At 39.6% G+C, this 14,837-nt stretch carries 15 protein-coding genes; 5 read left to right on the top strand and 10 right to left on the bottom strand.

Annotation, left to right across the window (positions count from 1 at the left end; genetic code table 11):
* Positions 1–215: 215 nt before the first annotated feature.
* Complete coding sequence (gene dinB, locus ACWOEC_RS11270; protein ID WP_455308290.1) at positions 216–1,337, bottom strand: DNA polymerase IV; 1,122 nt, start codon at positions 1,335–1,337, stop codon at positions 216–218.
* Positions 1,338–1,468: 131 nt separating this feature from the next.
* Here dinB and ACWOEC_RS11265 point away from each other — a divergent pair, with 131 nt between their 5' ends.
* Complete coding sequence (locus ACWOEC_RS11265) at positions 1,469–3,385, top strand: fructose-1,6-bisphosphatase (protein ID WP_455308288.1); 1,917 nt, start codon at positions 1,469–1,471, stop codon at positions 3,383–3,385.
* Positions 3,386–3,463: 78 nt separating this feature from the next.
* Here the strand turns inward: ACWOEC_RS11265 and rsmI are convergent, their stop codons facing one another.
* The 9 genes from rsmI to dnaX all read right to left on the bottom strand — a co-directional run bounded on the left by rsmI (position 3,464) and on the right by dnaX (position 10,154).
* Positions 3,464–4,324 (bottom strand): 16S rRNA (cytidine(1402)-2'-O)-methyltransferase, encoded by an 861-nt coding sequence (rsmI, locus tag ACWOEC_RS11260; RefSeq protein WP_455308286.1) that lies wholly within the window; start codon positions 4,322–4,324, stop codon positions 3,464–3,466.
* Positions 4,325–4,387: 63 nt separating this feature from the next.
* Positions 4,388–4,735, bottom strand: coding sequence for a DNA replication initiation control protein YabA (locus tag ACWOEC_RS11255; protein ID WP_297079583.1), 348 nt, complete (start codon positions 4,733–4,735; stop codon positions 4,388–4,390).
* Complete coding sequence (locus tag ACWOEC_RS11250; protein ID WP_455308283.1) at positions 4,728–5,549, bottom strand: PSP1 domain-containing protein; 822 nt, start codon at positions 5,547–5,549, stop codon at positions 4,728–4,730. The genes ACWOEC_RS11255 and ACWOEC_RS11250 overlap by 8 nt, the downstream gene beginning before the upstream one ends.
* Positions 5,550–5,561: 12 nt before the next feature.
* Positions 5,562–6,476, bottom strand: coding sequence for a DNA polymerase III subunit delta' (gene holB / locus ACWOEC_RS11245; protein WP_455308281.1), 915 nt, complete (start codon positions 6,474–6,476; stop codon positions 5,562–5,564).
* Positions 6,477–6,493: 17 nt separating this feature from the next.
* Entirely contained in the window at positions 6,494–6,823 is a 330-nt protein-coding gene (locus ACWOEC_RS11240; protein WP_016184645.1) for a cyclic-di-AMP receptor, read from the bottom strand.
* 5 nt (positions 6,824–6,828) lie between these two features.
* Complete coding sequence (gene tmk, locus ACWOEC_RS11235) at positions 6,829–7,473, bottom strand: dTMP kinase (RefSeq protein ID WP_297079526.1); 645 nt, start codon at positions 7,471–7,473, stop codon at positions 6,829–6,831.
* A 28-nt stretch (positions 7,474–7,501) separates the two neighbouring features.
* Complete coding sequence (gene recR, locus ACWOEC_RS11230) at positions 7,502–8,098, bottom strand: recombination mediator RecR (protein WP_297079524.1); 597 nt, start codon at positions 8,096–8,098, stop codon at positions 7,502–7,504.
* Positions 8,099–8,115: 17 nt separating this feature from the next.
* On the bottom strand, positions 8,116–8,430 hold the full coding sequence (locus ACWOEC_RS11225; RefSeq protein WP_297079522.1) for a YbaB/EbfC family nucleoid-associated protein: 315 nt from the start codon (positions 8,428–8,430) through the stop codon (positions 8,116–8,118).
* A gap of 20 nt (positions 8,431–8,450) precedes the next feature.
* Positions 8,451–10,154, bottom strand: a complete 1,704-nt coding sequence (dnaX, locus tag ACWOEC_RS11220; protein WP_455308278.1) for a DNA polymerase III subunit gamma/tau — start codon at positions 10,152–10,154, stop codon at positions 8,451–8,453.
* Positions 10,155–10,330: 176 nt separating this feature from the next.
* Here dnaX and ACWOEC_RS11215 point away from each other — a divergent pair, with 176 nt between their 5' ends.
* The 4 genes from ACWOEC_RS11215 to ACWOEC_RS11200 all read left to right on the top strand — a co-directional run bounded on the left by ACWOEC_RS11215 (position 10,331) and on the right by ACWOEC_RS11200 (position 14,706).
* The gene (locus ACWOEC_RS11215; RefSeq protein ID WP_455308276.1) at positions 10,331–11,548 is read left to right on the top strand and encodes an SPFH domain-containing protein; all 1,218 of its coding nucleotides are present in this window, start codon (positions 10,331–10,333) and stop codon (positions 11,546–11,548) included.
* Between the two features lie 19 nt (positions 11,549–11,567).
* Complete coding sequence (locus ACWOEC_RS11210; protein WP_455308274.1) at positions 11,568–12,641, top strand: TFIIB-type zinc ribbon-containing protein; 1,074 nt, start codon at positions 11,568–11,570, stop codon at positions 12,639–12,641.
* On the top strand, positions 12,638–13,438 hold the full coding sequence (locus ACWOEC_RS11205) for a TPM domain-containing protein (protein ID WP_455308272.1): 801 nt from the start codon (positions 12,638–12,640) through the stop codon (positions 13,436–13,438). Before ACWOEC_RS11210 ends, ACWOEC_RS11205 begins: the two co-directional genes overlap by 4 nt.
* Positions 13,439–13,683: 245 nt before the next feature.
* Complete coding sequence (locus ACWOEC_RS11200) at positions 13,684–14,706, top strand: branched-chain amino acid aminotransferase (protein WP_455308270.1); 1,023 nt, start codon at positions 13,684–13,686, stop codon at positions 14,704–14,706.
* Positions 14,707–14,837 lie beyond the last annotated feature (131 nt).

Here is a 14,837-nt window from a genome sequence, read left to right as displayed (position 1 = left end):
TCCTTTCGTTTGTTTATTTTGTGGTGATTTAATCATACAGGAAGCGAGTATGTTTTTTAATACCTAAAATGACAAATGGACTGATGAATTGAATTCAATTCATCAGTCCATTAAATTATAGAGCCGATTTATCTATTTCGGTCGTGATGCGGCTTATTTAAGATACTTCTGAGATACCGTTTATTCGATTGGTTAGAGAGTACGATAGACTTTTGTCACATCTTTTTTTCTGGCCATAATGGCAATTCAATATGTTCATAAGCGATTGGATCTAGACTTGTCACCGTAATTCCTAATAATCGCACTCCTTGCTCCTCTTGATATAACTCTTCAAATAAGAGACTAGCATTGGAAAATAACTCTTCTTTTCGATGAATCGCTTGGCGTAAACTATGCCGCTTGGTTTTTGTTGTAAAGTCATCGTATCGTAATTTTAAAACAATTACCGTACCATGCTTTTGTTCTTTGATCAATTGGACTTCAACATCTTGAGCGAGCTGTCGTAATTGAGCAAGACACTGCTCTTCTGTGCGCAATGCTTGTCCATACGTGCGTTCTCTCCCTAGCGATTTACGTTCACGATGAATCTCGACTGGTGCCAAATGAATTCCGCGAACCTTCCGATACAAAGAATAGCCCATCTTTCCAAATTCTTGGATCAAATCCATTTCTGATTGATTTGCGAGATCTTTTCCTGTGTAAATCCCTAATTCGTGCATTTTCGGAATGGTTTTTTTTCCAACACCATGAAATTTCTCGATTGGTAATGCGTCTAAAAAGACTTGCGCGTCTTCTGGACGAATCACCGTCAATCCACGTGGTTTTTGGTAATCAGATGCTAGTTTTGCTAAAAATTTATTGTAACTCACTCCCGCCGAACACGTCAGGTGTAACTCGTTAAAAATATCATGTTGGATACATTTGGCGACCTTGATTGCCGATTTACTGTCTAGATGATTTTTTGTTACATCTAAATAGGCCTCATCGATCGATACTGGTTCAACGAGATCGGTATACCGAAAAAAAATTTCACGAACTTGTTTTGAGACTTCGCGATATTTTTCATGATTTCCCGGAATAAAGATTGCTTTAGGACAAAGTTCATAGGCTTTTTGGGCACTCATCGCAGAATGGATCCCAAATTTTCTGGCATGATAATTTGCCGTCGTCACCACCCCTCTTCCACCAGTGTCTTTAGGATGACGCGCGATAACTAATGGAGCTTTCGCTAATTCGGGCTGATCTCGTTCTTCGACTGATGCAAAAAAAGCATCCATGTCGATATGAATAATCCTGCGCGTTGTATTATTATGTAAAGGAAATTCTAATCCACTCATCGTCCTCACCTCAACTCTATTATAATGCAAACATGCGTTTGTTTACAACGTGCAGCATTTCACTTGTCCGTTTTAGCTATACAAGTGCTTTTTTTTCTGCTATAGTTTTTCTATTGGATGAGGTGATGAGAATGGATGATAAAAAATATTATACGTTGTTAAAGGAAAAGTTCCCAACGAAAGAACATGTAGCTACTGAAATTATTAATTTAGAGGCGATTTTACACCTACCTAAAGGCACTGAACATTTTATCAGTGATGTACACGGTGAATTTTTGGCTTTTGACCATGTTTTACGCAATGGTTCTGGTAGTGTAAAAGAAAAACTTCGTGAATGCTTTGATAAAAAGCAAGTTGATATCAATGCCTTAGCCGTCTTGATTTATTATCCTGAACAAAAGATTCAAGAAATCAAGCGCCAAAAACAAGGTGCCTCTTTACACAATTGGTATCAAAAAAATATCACCTTGCTCGTTAGTGCCACAAATTATGCGAGTAAAAAATATACTCGTTCTAAAGTCCGCAAGGCATTACCACCACGTTTTAGTTATATCATCGAAGAATTATTGACAGAAAGTTACGAAAATCACGACAAAGAACATTATTTACATGCGATTATCGATAAAATCATTGCATTAAAACAAGCCGATGAACTGATTGAAGATCTAGCCTATACGATCCAACGCCTTGTTGTCGATCATTTGCATGTTGTCGGAGATATTTACGATCGCGGACCTGCACCTGATGCCATTATGGATCGTTTGATCGCATACCATTCAGTCGATATCCAGTGGGGAAATCACGATATTATCTGGATGGCCGCTATGGCAGGTTCAAAGGTCGCTTTGATGAATTTATTGCGAATCAGTGCGCGTTATGGGAATTTAGATATTATCGAAGAACGCTATGGTATCGCGTTAAGACCTTTAGTCGAATACAGTCGGACGCACTATACTCCACAAAAAAAATTCGCACCAAAATTATCAACTAAAAGCGAAATCTCTTTATTAGAACAAGATACTTTAAATGTCGTCCAACAAGCCACGGCGATTTTACAGTTTAAATTAGAAGGACAATTGATCGATCGCCGCCCAGATTTTCGGATGGAAAAACGACGTTTACTAGAAGCGATCGACTATACGACACAAACGATCACATTGGATCAAGGTGAATTTCCCTTAGATGGATTCTTCGGACCTACGATCGATCCAAAACAGCCTACAGCACTAACTGAAGAAGAACTCCATTTAGTCGACCAATTGATCCAATCCGTCCAACAATCTGAACGATTAAAACGACATATGGATTTTCTCATCGAAAAAGGAAGCATGTATTTGTGCTATAACGACAATCTATTGATCCACGGCTGTATTCCTCTTCATGAAAATGGTGACTTTAAATCTTTAAGAATCGATAATGTCCAGTACGCCGGAAAAGACTTACTCGACTTTTTTGAAAAACAAGTTCGTATCAGCTACCGTCAAAAAAATCAATCTGAAGATCTAGCAACGGATCTTTTATGGTACCTGTGGTCAGGTGAGTGTTCTTCATTATTTGGTAAAACGGCTATGACGACATTCGAACGCTATTATTTAGTCGATCACTGTACACATATCGAACATAAAAATGCTTATTATAAATTACGCAATGACCAACAAGTATGCCAAGATATTTTACAAGCTTTCTCGCTTCCGATAGGTGGACATATCATCAATGGCCATACGCCTGTTAAGGAAAAAGATGGCGAAAATCCAATCAAGGCAAATGGGCAAATGATCGTAATCGACGGTGGGTTTGCAAAAAGTTATCAAAAAGAAACAGGAATCGCCGGCTACACCTTACTTTCGAATAGCTATGGATTACAATTAGCCGCACATCAACCCTTTTCTTCCATTGAAGAAGCAGTATTATACGGAACAGATATCGTTTCGACCAAGCGTCTAGTGGAAACGGTCGACAATCGTACTACCGTAAAAGAAACCAATATTGGCCATGTTCTATTACTTGAAATGAGCGATTTAGAAACGCTTTATCAGCACTACAAATAAGAGAGTGTGATCGAAAAAAAATAAGCCGAATTCTTTTCGAAAATAGGTTCACCTATTTCGAGAATGATTCGGCTTATTTTACGTTAATTCATGATAAATCGCGTAGACTTCTTGGCGCGTTACCTGCATTTTTTTGGCTACTTCTTTGATTGCAGCATTGGGTTTCATCCCTTGTGTAATCAATTCTTCGACTTGTTCTTTGAGCGGAACAGTACTCAACGGTTCGTCAGAAGTTAGTTTACCTGAAACCAATAGACAACATTCACCTTTTAACGTCGCGTCTTTTGTATACGCGACTAATTCAGCTAATGTACCACGTAAATATTCTTCATGAATCTTCGTCAACTCTCGACAAATGACTGCTTGTCTAGTTGGTCCAAATACTTCGACCATTGCACTTAATGTCGCGTGAACACGATGAGGAGATTCGTAAAACATTATTGTCGCCTCTTGTGATTCGAGGGTTGCTAGTGCTTCTTGTTGCGCCTTTTTTTTACGAGGTAAAAACCCATAAAATAGATTCGGTTGCGCTTTAAGTCCTGAAGCGATCAACGCTGTCAATCCTGCGGTCGGCCCTGGCAATGAGATGACTGGGATTTCTTGTTCAAGGCAAGCTGCCACTAATTCTTGACCAGGATCACTGATTGAAGGCATTCCTGCATCACTGACTTGTGCGATCATTTTTCCTTCAGTTAACAAATTCAGTAATTGCGGAATTCGTTCTTGGTAATTGTGTTCATGGAAACTTTTTTGTGGGGTTTGGATTTCAAAATGATTGAGTAATTTCTGTGTGTTTCGAGTGTCTTCACTGGCAATCAAATCAGCTTGGTTCAAAATTTTAACTGCTCGAAACGTCATATCTTCTAAATTTCCAATCGGTGTGGGAACAAGGTAAAGTGCCCCACTAGTCGCTTGTTTATAACTTTTTTGCTGTTGCATACGGTACTCCTTTAAAAAAGAAGAAAGCAAGATTTGCTTTCTTCTAGTTTTTTTCGTATTAAACTATTTACCAATCTCTCGATAAATTACTTCTAGACAAAAGGCACACGGTTCATCATGCTCACGTCTTGAGCCATAAAGGTCATAGCAAACATGAAATCCTTCTTCATAGATTTTTTCTAAGTTCATCCGTGATTTTGATAATTCTTGTGTAACTTTTTCAGCAGGTGTTTCAGCTGTTTGATTCAACTCACGGATATGATCACGCAAGCGTTGATTTTCAAGTTCTAGCTGAGTGTTCTTCTCCACGACTTCTTGTAAAGAGGTTTTCATTTCGACTAAATTCGCCAATAATGCACGAAATTCACCTTCGAATTGGTTTAACCCATCATATAACGAACGTTTATCCATTTTCATGCCCTTCACCTGCTTTTAATTCTTCATACTCATATTCGACAGCAGTCGGTGGTCCACCAAATAAGCGTACTTTTACGATGCGACTTAAAAGATTCAAGCCCACAACTTTCCCTTTACCTTCTGGTGTAACGACTTCTTGACCATAGTCTGGCAACTCTTTTTTCGCTTGTTCGTATTCGTCGTTTTCATAATTCAAACAACACATCAAACGGCCACACAATCCAGAGATTTTAGCAGGATTTAATGACAAGCCTTGATCTTTTGCCATTTTGATCGATACGGGAACAAAATCACCTAAGAAAGTCGAACAACACAGTTGGCGTCCACATGGACCGATCCCACCTAGAATCTTTGCCTCATCCCGCACCCCGACTTGTCTTAGCTCGATACGGGTTTTAAAAATGCTTGCTAATTCTTTGACCAATTCACGAAAATCGATACGATTATCTGCCGTAAATTGAAAAATCATTTTCGCACGATCAAACGTGTATTCAATATGGATCAACTTCATCGCAAGTTCATGTTCACGAATTTTTTGTTTTCCGACTTGTAATGCAGCTTTAGCATCTTTTAAATTTGCTTCATGTTTTTCGATATCTTGTGCACTCGCACGACGAAGGATCGGACGCACCTCATTTGGTAGGTCTTCAGGGGATACATGTTTATTTGGAATCGCCACAGTTGCAAAATGAATTGCTTCTTGAGCGTGGACGATGACTTGATCATTGTATAAAAAAGTTTCTGAGCCAGGCGAAAAATAATAGATTTGGCCGGCAGCACGATAACGAATGCCGATTACTTCAACCATTTAGACCCTCCTTTAACTTGAGACCACACGCAACGCAAATTGTTCCATACTATTTTGAAACGAAACATTCGCTTGTATTTTTCGTTGTGCTTGCAATAAACATTCGATTTCTTGATATGAAATTTTACCTGTTTGGAATGCTTCTTCATAATAGCCTTGAATGATTTTTAGCAACATCAGTTGTTGGTGTTTTTCTTTAGCGAGTGGTACCAACTGTTTTTGTACAAATAAAAACGCATCTGGTGTTTTTGCACTCAATTGATCCAACCACTTTTTCGCAATCTCTTTACTTTCATTAAACCATTCATCTTCAGAGATTTCAACTGCTTTTGAAAAACTATTGGTCAATTGCGCCAACAAAGCAGCCGTCTTCTCAGAAATTCCTGTTGCGTGTAATTTTTCAATCAAATGTGCTTTAGATAACGGAGAAAAGTGGATCAATTGGCAGCGTGATTGGATAGTCGGGAGCACTTTTCCTAAACTATTTGTTTCAAGTATCGCAACGAAACTACCTGGCGGCTCTTCTAAGAACTTCAATAAACTATTCGCAGCACTGCTACTCATCGTATCTGCTTGACGGATAATAAAACATTGATCCCGTGTTTCAAATCCTGTTTTTGAAAATTCCGCTTGTAACTGGCGAATCTGATCAACTTTGATCGTTTGTCCGTCTGGTTTAATGACTTGTACGTTAGGATGCTCATTTTGGTCGATCCGCATACATTGTAAGCATTGATCACAAGGATTGCCATCTTGTATTTGCTCACAAAACATCCGCTTTGCGAGCCACATACTTAACTCATGTTTACCTGTCCCTTCATCGCCTTCAAAAAGATAAGCATGAGCGAGATGCTCATGCTCCATCATTTTTGTCATTTGCGTTAAGAGACATGGTTGGTATTCACGTAAAAATTCAGTTTCCTCCATAGCCTCTCCTCAACTGTTTAGTAGTGATAAAATCCTTCCATTGGTAGGACAAAGACAGTCGCACCACCTACTTCAACTTCAACTGGATAAGGTACTTGACCATCTAGTGAGATGTCTAAAGACATCGGTGTTGAGACGTATTGATGTCTTGATTGACACGTTTTTTTGATCAATCCTAAAGCTTCTTCCACGCGTTCATCTTCAATCCCTACGATAAACGTACTATTTCCGGCTTTTAAAAATCCACCAGTAGAAGATAATTTGGTCGCGCGGATATTTGCATCGATAAACTCATTTGCCAAACGGTTACTATCCTTGTCTTGTACAATCGCGATTACTAATTTCATGTCTCTCACTCCTCAAAAAAGTTTGGGTAAGTCTCTTTGATTTTTGCAAAACATTCATCGACAACGACTTGAATCCCCTGTTTTGCATTGATCGTATGGATTCGTTCTGGATTTGCTTCCGCCAATTTTAAATAAGAGTGACGGACCCTTTGATGAAATTCTAACCCTTCAAGCTCCAATCGGTCAACTTGTGTATTCCGATGACGTGCGATTCGACGTAATCCTTCATCAGAATCGATATCAAGATAAAGCGTGAAGTCAGGGCTCAACCCTTCTGTAGCAAACTCATTGATCTGCGCGATTTTATCGACTCCAATGCGACGACCAGACCCTTGATAGGCTAGCGAGCTATCTACAAAGCGGTCACACAAAATGACATTTCCTTTTTCTAGATTAGGCAGGATCACTTCGATCAAATGCTGACGTCTTGCTGCGGCATAAAGCAATGCTTCTGTGCGTTCGTCCATTTCTTCATGCGTCGGATCTAAAATGATCTTACGGATCCGTTCTGCGATCTGGCTGCCCCCAGGTTCTCTTGTCCGAATAATTTCTTTTTTCATGGTGCGTTGTAAAATCGGGAACAACTCGTTCATAACTGTTGTTTTTCCTGCTCCATCTGGTCCTTCGATTGTGATAAATAAACCGTTCAACGTTTTTCCTCCATCTTACTAGTTCACACTAGATTTCTCTTCTGCCTTCAACAGCTTTTAATAACGTGACTTCATCTGCGTACTCGATATCGCTTCCTACAGATAACCCATGCGCTAGTCGCGTCACTTTGATTCCTGCAGGTTTGATCAATCGCGAAAGATACATCGCTGTCGCTTCTCCTTCAGTCGTTGCATTCGTTGCGATAATGACTTCTTTGACACTATCATCATGCAAGCGTTCGATCAAAGAAGATAAATTGATATCTTCTGGACCCGTCCCTTCCATCGGAGACAATACCCCGTGCAACACATGATACAATCCACGATACTCGCGCATTTTCTCTAATGACATCACATCTTTAGGCTCTTCGACGACTAAAATAATGCTTTTGTCACGTGTTGTATCTGCACAGATTTCACAAGGATCTTCTTGTGTAATATTGCCACACACTGAACAAAAATGTAGATCACGTTTAGCACTTAGTAACGATTTAGCAAATTCATTTACGGTTTCATCTTTCATATCGATCGTATAAAAAGCTAGTCGTGTCGCCGTCTTTTGGCCAATACCGGGTAAATTCATATAACTCGCGATCAAACGCGCGATTGGTTCTGGATATTGCATACCATTTTGCCCCTATCTTAGAATCCTGGTAAGCCTTTAGTATATTTGCCCATCGTTGATTCGATTTCTTTTTCGACTTTACTGATCACATCATTCACAGCTAATGCTACTAGATCTTCTAACATTTCCACATCGTCTGGATCCACGACTTCTGGTGCGATTGTGACTGCTTTGACTTTACGGTCTCCCGTTACGGTTACTTTTACATAACCGTTTGTTGATTCACCAGTAAATTCTTTTTGATTTAACGCTTCTTGCGCTTGTCCCATCTCTTTTTGCATTTTTTGTACTTGTTTCATCATGCCTTGCATATTTCCCATTCCACGCATCATAATTTATATCCTCATTTCATTTAATTTTCTTCTATTTTAATCAAATCACCAAATAACTCTTGTGCTTTGGTGACGACAAGATCCTCAGTTTCTGGTAGAAGTGAAACTTCTCCATCTGCAGCATCTTCTACCTCTAGTGTACCATCTCCTTGATTTCCTGCAAGAAAATCATTTCGTAGTTCAGGCCAATCACCTTGAGTAATAAAAATCGACTCTGGTGCATAATCTGCAATAAAGCGGCTGATTTGATTATGAATCGCTAACGAAAATTCCGCATCACTCGTTGCCCGTTGACAGATAATCTCATAATCAAATGCAATAACCAATCCATTATCACTAGCAGCCTTTGGTTCACTAGCACGCAACATTGCTTTTTGTGTTGGACTAAGTGAAGCAAGTAGGTCTTCCCAGATTTCTTTGACTTGTAGCATCCGTTCTTTGGTCGCTTTTGCCAACACTTGATTGACCCGTTCTCTTGGAACACGATACGTACTCGTGACTTGGCGTACTTGATTTTTAGGTTTCGGTGCTTCTTGTGGACGGTTTGTGACTTGTTTGAGCTGTTGGCGTAATTCGTCAATTTCTTGCCGAACAGCTTGCAGTTGATTTGGATTTGCTTGTGTGGTTCCAACGACTGTCGGTTGTTGTTTTGCCGCTAGTTTCACCGTCGCAACTTCCAGATAAATTCCTGGACTTGTCGTAAACCGTATTTCTTGTTGGGTCTCATTTAAAATTTTGATCCATGTATAGATTTGTTCAGCTGGCACTTGTTGCGTCAATTGTTCAAATCCTTCACTCAATTGCTTTCCTTCTTGGATCAATAAATCAGGTGCTTGTTGATAGAGTAAGATGTCTCGACAATAAAACAATAAATTTTCCAATAATCGATTGCTCTCTTTGCCATCTTCTAACATCAGCTGTAATTGTCTCAATGCATCCGATACTTCTTCATTTAGACAAGCTTGTAAAAAATGATCCATTTTCTCGTTGGTCAAACTTCCTGTTACTTCTAATGCATGTTGTTCGGTAATTTGTCCGTCACTAAATGCGATGGCTTGGTCTAAAATACTTAGCGCATCCCGCATTCCACCTTCTGCAGAACGAGCGATAATCGTCAGTGAGTTTGGCTCGTATTCGACATGTAGTTCCTGTAAGATCTCTGCTAGATGATCGACGATATCGGCCACTTGGATCCGTTTGAAATCAAAGCGTTGCGTTCTAGAGATGATCGTTGCTGGAATTTTGTGTGGTTCCGTTGTGGCTAAGATAAAAATCACATTTTTCTTTGGTTCTTCTAATGTTTTTAACAAGGCATTAAATGCCCCAGTCGACAACATGTGGACTTCATCAATAATATAGATTTTGTACATTGCTTGTGTCGGTGCATAGTTGGCACGGTCACGAATAAAACGAATCTCTTCGACACCATTGTTACTTGCCGCATCGATCTCGATCACATCTTCTTGACTCCCATTTGTGATCGACAGACACATCTCACATTCATTACATGGCTCCCCATCCACACTATTGGGACAGTTGATTGCTTTGGCGAAAATTTTAGCCGCACTTGTTTTTCCCGTTCCTCTCGGTCCAGTAAACAAATAGGCATGCGAGATTTGTTCTTGCACGATCGCATTTTTTAGCGTTTGCGTGATCGCACGTTGCCCGACGATCGCATCAAAGCGTTGCGAACGAAATACTCGATAAAGTGCTTGATAGGCCATAATTTGTCCCCTCTTAAAAAAATTTACTAACTACCATTATACGAAATTTCCCCTTAAAAATAAAGCACCGCTACTCATTTCTATAAAAAGCTCTAAGACCTTGGACGGATATCCGTTTAAATTCAAGATATGGTATACTAAAGACAGTTTATAACCACTTTAAGGAGGAATTTAGAATGGGATTAATCAAAGCAGCAACAAGTATGATCAGCGGCGGATTAGCCGATCAATGGGTCGAAGTCATCGAACCTGATCGCATGAGTGATACCACTGTCTTGACCAAAGGAGTCAAGATTCGCAAAGATAGTAAACGTGGCGCGAATAAAAAAGGAACCGATGATGTGTTAACAGACGGTACTGTCATTCATGTTTATCCAAATATGATGATGTTGTTAGTCGACGGTGGAAAAATCATCGACTACACTGCTGAAGAAGGCTATTATACGATTGCAAATCATTCTGCTCCTTCAATGCTCAATGGTTCATTGAAAGAAGCCATTGCCGAAACGTTTGATCGGTTTAAATACGGTGGTGTGACACCTCAAAAACAACAAATTTTCTATATCAATCTACAAGAGATCAAAGGGATTCGCTTCGGGACGGCTTCACCTTTGAATTATTTTGATAATTTCTACAATGCCGAATTATTTTTACGTGCACATGGAACCTATTCAATCAAGATCACAGATCCGATCTTGTTTTATAAAAATGCGATTCCTCATGATCGTACACAAGTCGATATTCAAGATATCAACGAACAATACTTAGCTGAATTTTTAACAGCTTTGCAAACATCGATCAATCAAATGTCAGCTGATGGAGAACGAATTTCTTATGTTCCTTCTAAAAGCATGGCGCTAAGCAAATACATGAGCCAAGTACTAGACGATGAATGGCGTGACCTTCGTGGAATGGAAATCGTCTCAGTTGCAGTCGCAAGTATCTCGTATACCGATGATTCAATGAAATTGATCAATATGCGTAATCAAGGGGCGATGCTAGGAGATCCTGGTATTCGTGAAGGTTATGTGCAAGGTGCTGTTGCAGAAGGAATTAAAAATGCTGGTAGTAATCCAAATGGTGCTACAAATGGGTTTATGGGAGTCAACCTTGGGATGAATGCGGCTAGCGGTTTTATGAACCAAGCGTCACAAAACAATCAAGCCCAAATGCAACAACAGCAACAACAACAAACAAATAGTTGGACGTGTACAGAATGTGGGCAAGAAAACCAAGGGAAATTTTGCAGTAATTGTGGAACACCAAAACCAAGCACCACTCCTAGCATCAAGATGAAGTGTGCGGCATGTCATGAAGTCGTAGATTTATCAAATGGTGTGCCTAAGTTCTGTCCAGAGTGCGGCCAACCATTTCAGGCAATACCCTTAGATTAGTTGGAGGTGATGAAGATCGATGGACGTCATAACACATAAATGTCCTAATTGTGGCGGTGCACTCACTTTTGATCCGAGTGATCAAAAGTTTCACTGCCCTTATTGTTTAAGTATTTTCACCGCACAAGAAGTCACCCAATCTGAACAAGCACAACAAGAAGCCCACGTCGATGTAGACCCGGTCATCTCTGAAACCAATGTGGGCCAAGAAGAAGCAGAGATGGAACTGTTTACTTGTCCAAGTTGTGGTGCTGAGATCGTGACCGATGCAACGACTGCGGCAACTTATTGTTACTTTTGCCATAATCCAGTCGTCTTGACTGGACGTTTAAGCGGTAAATTCTTACCTAGTCGTGTCTTGCCTTTTGCCATCGACAAAGAAGAAGCAAAAGAAACATTCTTAGCTTGGGCGAAAAAGAAATGGTTTGTGCCAAAAAACTTTTTTGATGAAGCACAAGTCGAAAAATTGACCGGTGTCTACTTCCCCTACTGGTCAGTCGATGCACAAACAAAAGGAGAATTATCTGGTGTCGGAACCTCGATTCGTGTCTGGATCGTAGGCGACATTGAATACACGGAAACGAAAACATTTGCCGTAAGACGACAAGGAAAGATGCAGTTTAGAGAATTTATCAAACATGCTCTATCCAAAAATACCCAACAAAAAATGGTGACTGGCGTACAACCGTTTCCTTTAGAAAAAGCTGTTCCTTTTCAAAACCAATATCTCTCTGGTTTTCAAGCAGAAAAACGTGATCTAGAATTTATCGAGATCAAGCCAACTGTCGATCAAGAACTGACTGAAGCTAGTAGTCAGTTATTGCGCAATACGGTCAATGGTTACACTACGTTTCGTACAACACAAAGCTCTGCGCAAATTCTAAATGAACAAAATGAATATGTGTTATTACCCGTATGGCTTGTGACGTATCAAGCACAAGATCGTCAGACCCCTTTTTATTATGCAATGAACGGTCAAACCGGAAAAACAAGTGGTGTCTTACCATTGAGTTATCAAAAATTAGGTCTAGCATCTGCTGGGATTTTTGTTATTTTAGCTATCCTACTGATGATTGGAGGCTATTTCATATGAAAAAACGTTACTTTTTGCTACTTGTTTTATTTACTAGCTGCTTATTTTTTTCATCAAAAGCTTATGCACAAACGGTATTTGATCAAGCAAACTTATTTACGCAAAGTGAGATCGAGCAATTAGATGCACTAGCCACACCTTTAAATGAACGTATCAAAGGTCAAGCCTTTGTTGTCACGACGACAGAAAATCAGGATGACGAAGAAACTTACGCTGATGATTTTCTACGCGATCAAATCGGCAACAATAACAACGGTTCCGTTTTTTTAATCGATATGGGGAATCGCGGCTATCACGTTTCTACCTCTGGTAATATGATCGATTACGTTACCGATCGTCGATTAAGTGAACTTACAGATACGATCCAAACACAATTGTCAGCTGGTGACTATTATCAAGCGGCGGCGAGCTATCTAAACGAATTGACGACATTTGTCAAAGATGGTGTGCCCAGTGGCCAGTATCAAATCGATCGTGATACTGGAAAAATCACGTATTACAAATCCTTGACTCCTTTAGAACTCACGATTTCCTTAGTGGTCGCACTCATTTTTAGCGTAGGCTTTTTTATCATCATCAAAGCGCGCTATCAACTGAAAGGTAAAACATATCACTACCCGTTATCAGAAAAATCAAGCTTGGAATTGACCTTACAACAAGATCGATTGACTAACTCTTTTGTCACGACACGTAGAATCCCTAAAGCCAATAATAATAACGGTGGTGGATTTGGTGGCGGAAGTACGACCCATTCTAGCGGTGGCGGAACATTTGGTGGCGGCGGTGGAAAATTTTAGTCTCTGAGCTGGCACAAAATGGAGCGTTCTAAAAAAGAAGACGAACAATCCGAATAATCACTTTATCTATACCGATAATTCATCGATTTATTGTTGAAATAGTTCATTTTTAAATACTGATTATTCGCTTTTTAGAGGAGATGGTACACTACTGCTATCTCCTTTTTTAATGCATGAATTTTCAGAAAATAATGACAATAAAATCAAGAAATGATATACTGTGAAAAACAAAAGGAGTGGATTACATGGCAGTAACAATTGATTGGGAAAATTTGGGATTTGACTACATCAAAACCCCTTATCGCTTTTTAGCGACATATAAAGACGGCGCTTGGGATAACGGCACCCTAACTGAAGATAATGTGCTTCATATTTCCGAATCCTCTCCTGCACTTCATTATGGTCAACAGTGCTTTGAAGGATTAAAAGCTTACCGTAGAAAAGATGGCGATATCAATTTATTTCGTCCAGATGAAAACAGCAAACGTCTAAATAAAAGTGCTTCACGCTTACGTATGCCTGAAGTACCTCAAGAATTATTTTTAGAAGCCGTAACACAAGTAGTCAAAGCAAATGAAGCATTTGTTCCTCCATATGGAACAGGTGCTACGCTATATCTTCGCCCGCTATTGATTGGTGTTGGGGATATTATTGGCGTAAAACCCGCTAAAGAATTTATCTTCACTGTTTTTTGTATGCCAGTCGGACCTTACTTTAAAGGCGGATTAGTGCCGACAAACTTTATCGTATCAGATTATGATCGTGCAGCACCAAATGGAACCGGAGCAGCGAAAACTGGTGGAAACTATGCTGCGAGTATGTTACCAGGAGAAGAAGCACACAAGAAGAACTTTTCAGACTGTATCTATCTCGATCCAGAAACACATACGAAAATCGAAGAAGTCGGTTCGGCAAACTTCTTTGGAATCACTGCAGATAACCGATTTATCACACCAAAATCGCCATCAATTTTACCAAGTATTACAAAATATTCATTGCTCTATTTAGCAAGTGAGCGCTTGGGATTAGAAGCGATTGAAGGCGATATTTGTATCGATCGTTTAGATGAATTTGTTGAAGCTGGTGCTTGTGGTACTGCTGCTGTTATCTCACCGATTGGCGGAATCCAGACTAAAAATGACTTCCATGTTTTTTATAGCGAAACTGAAGTAGGTCCTGTGACAAAATCATTATACGAAGAATTAGTTGGCATCCAATTTGGAGATAAAGAAGCTCCTGAAGGTTGGATCTTTACCATTGAAGCTTAAAGAAAGGCTCTTTGTCAATAAGGACTGATGAAGAGAAATTTTATAAATCAGAGGAAGTAGAGAAATCTGCTTCCTCTGATTTTTTTGTTATTTTATGACGATTAACTGATTCATCATAAAAATTCTCGTTC

Source organism: Enterococcus bulliens (assembly GCF_053761865.1).
This window is presented reverse-complemented; position numbering and strand designations above follow the sequence as displayed.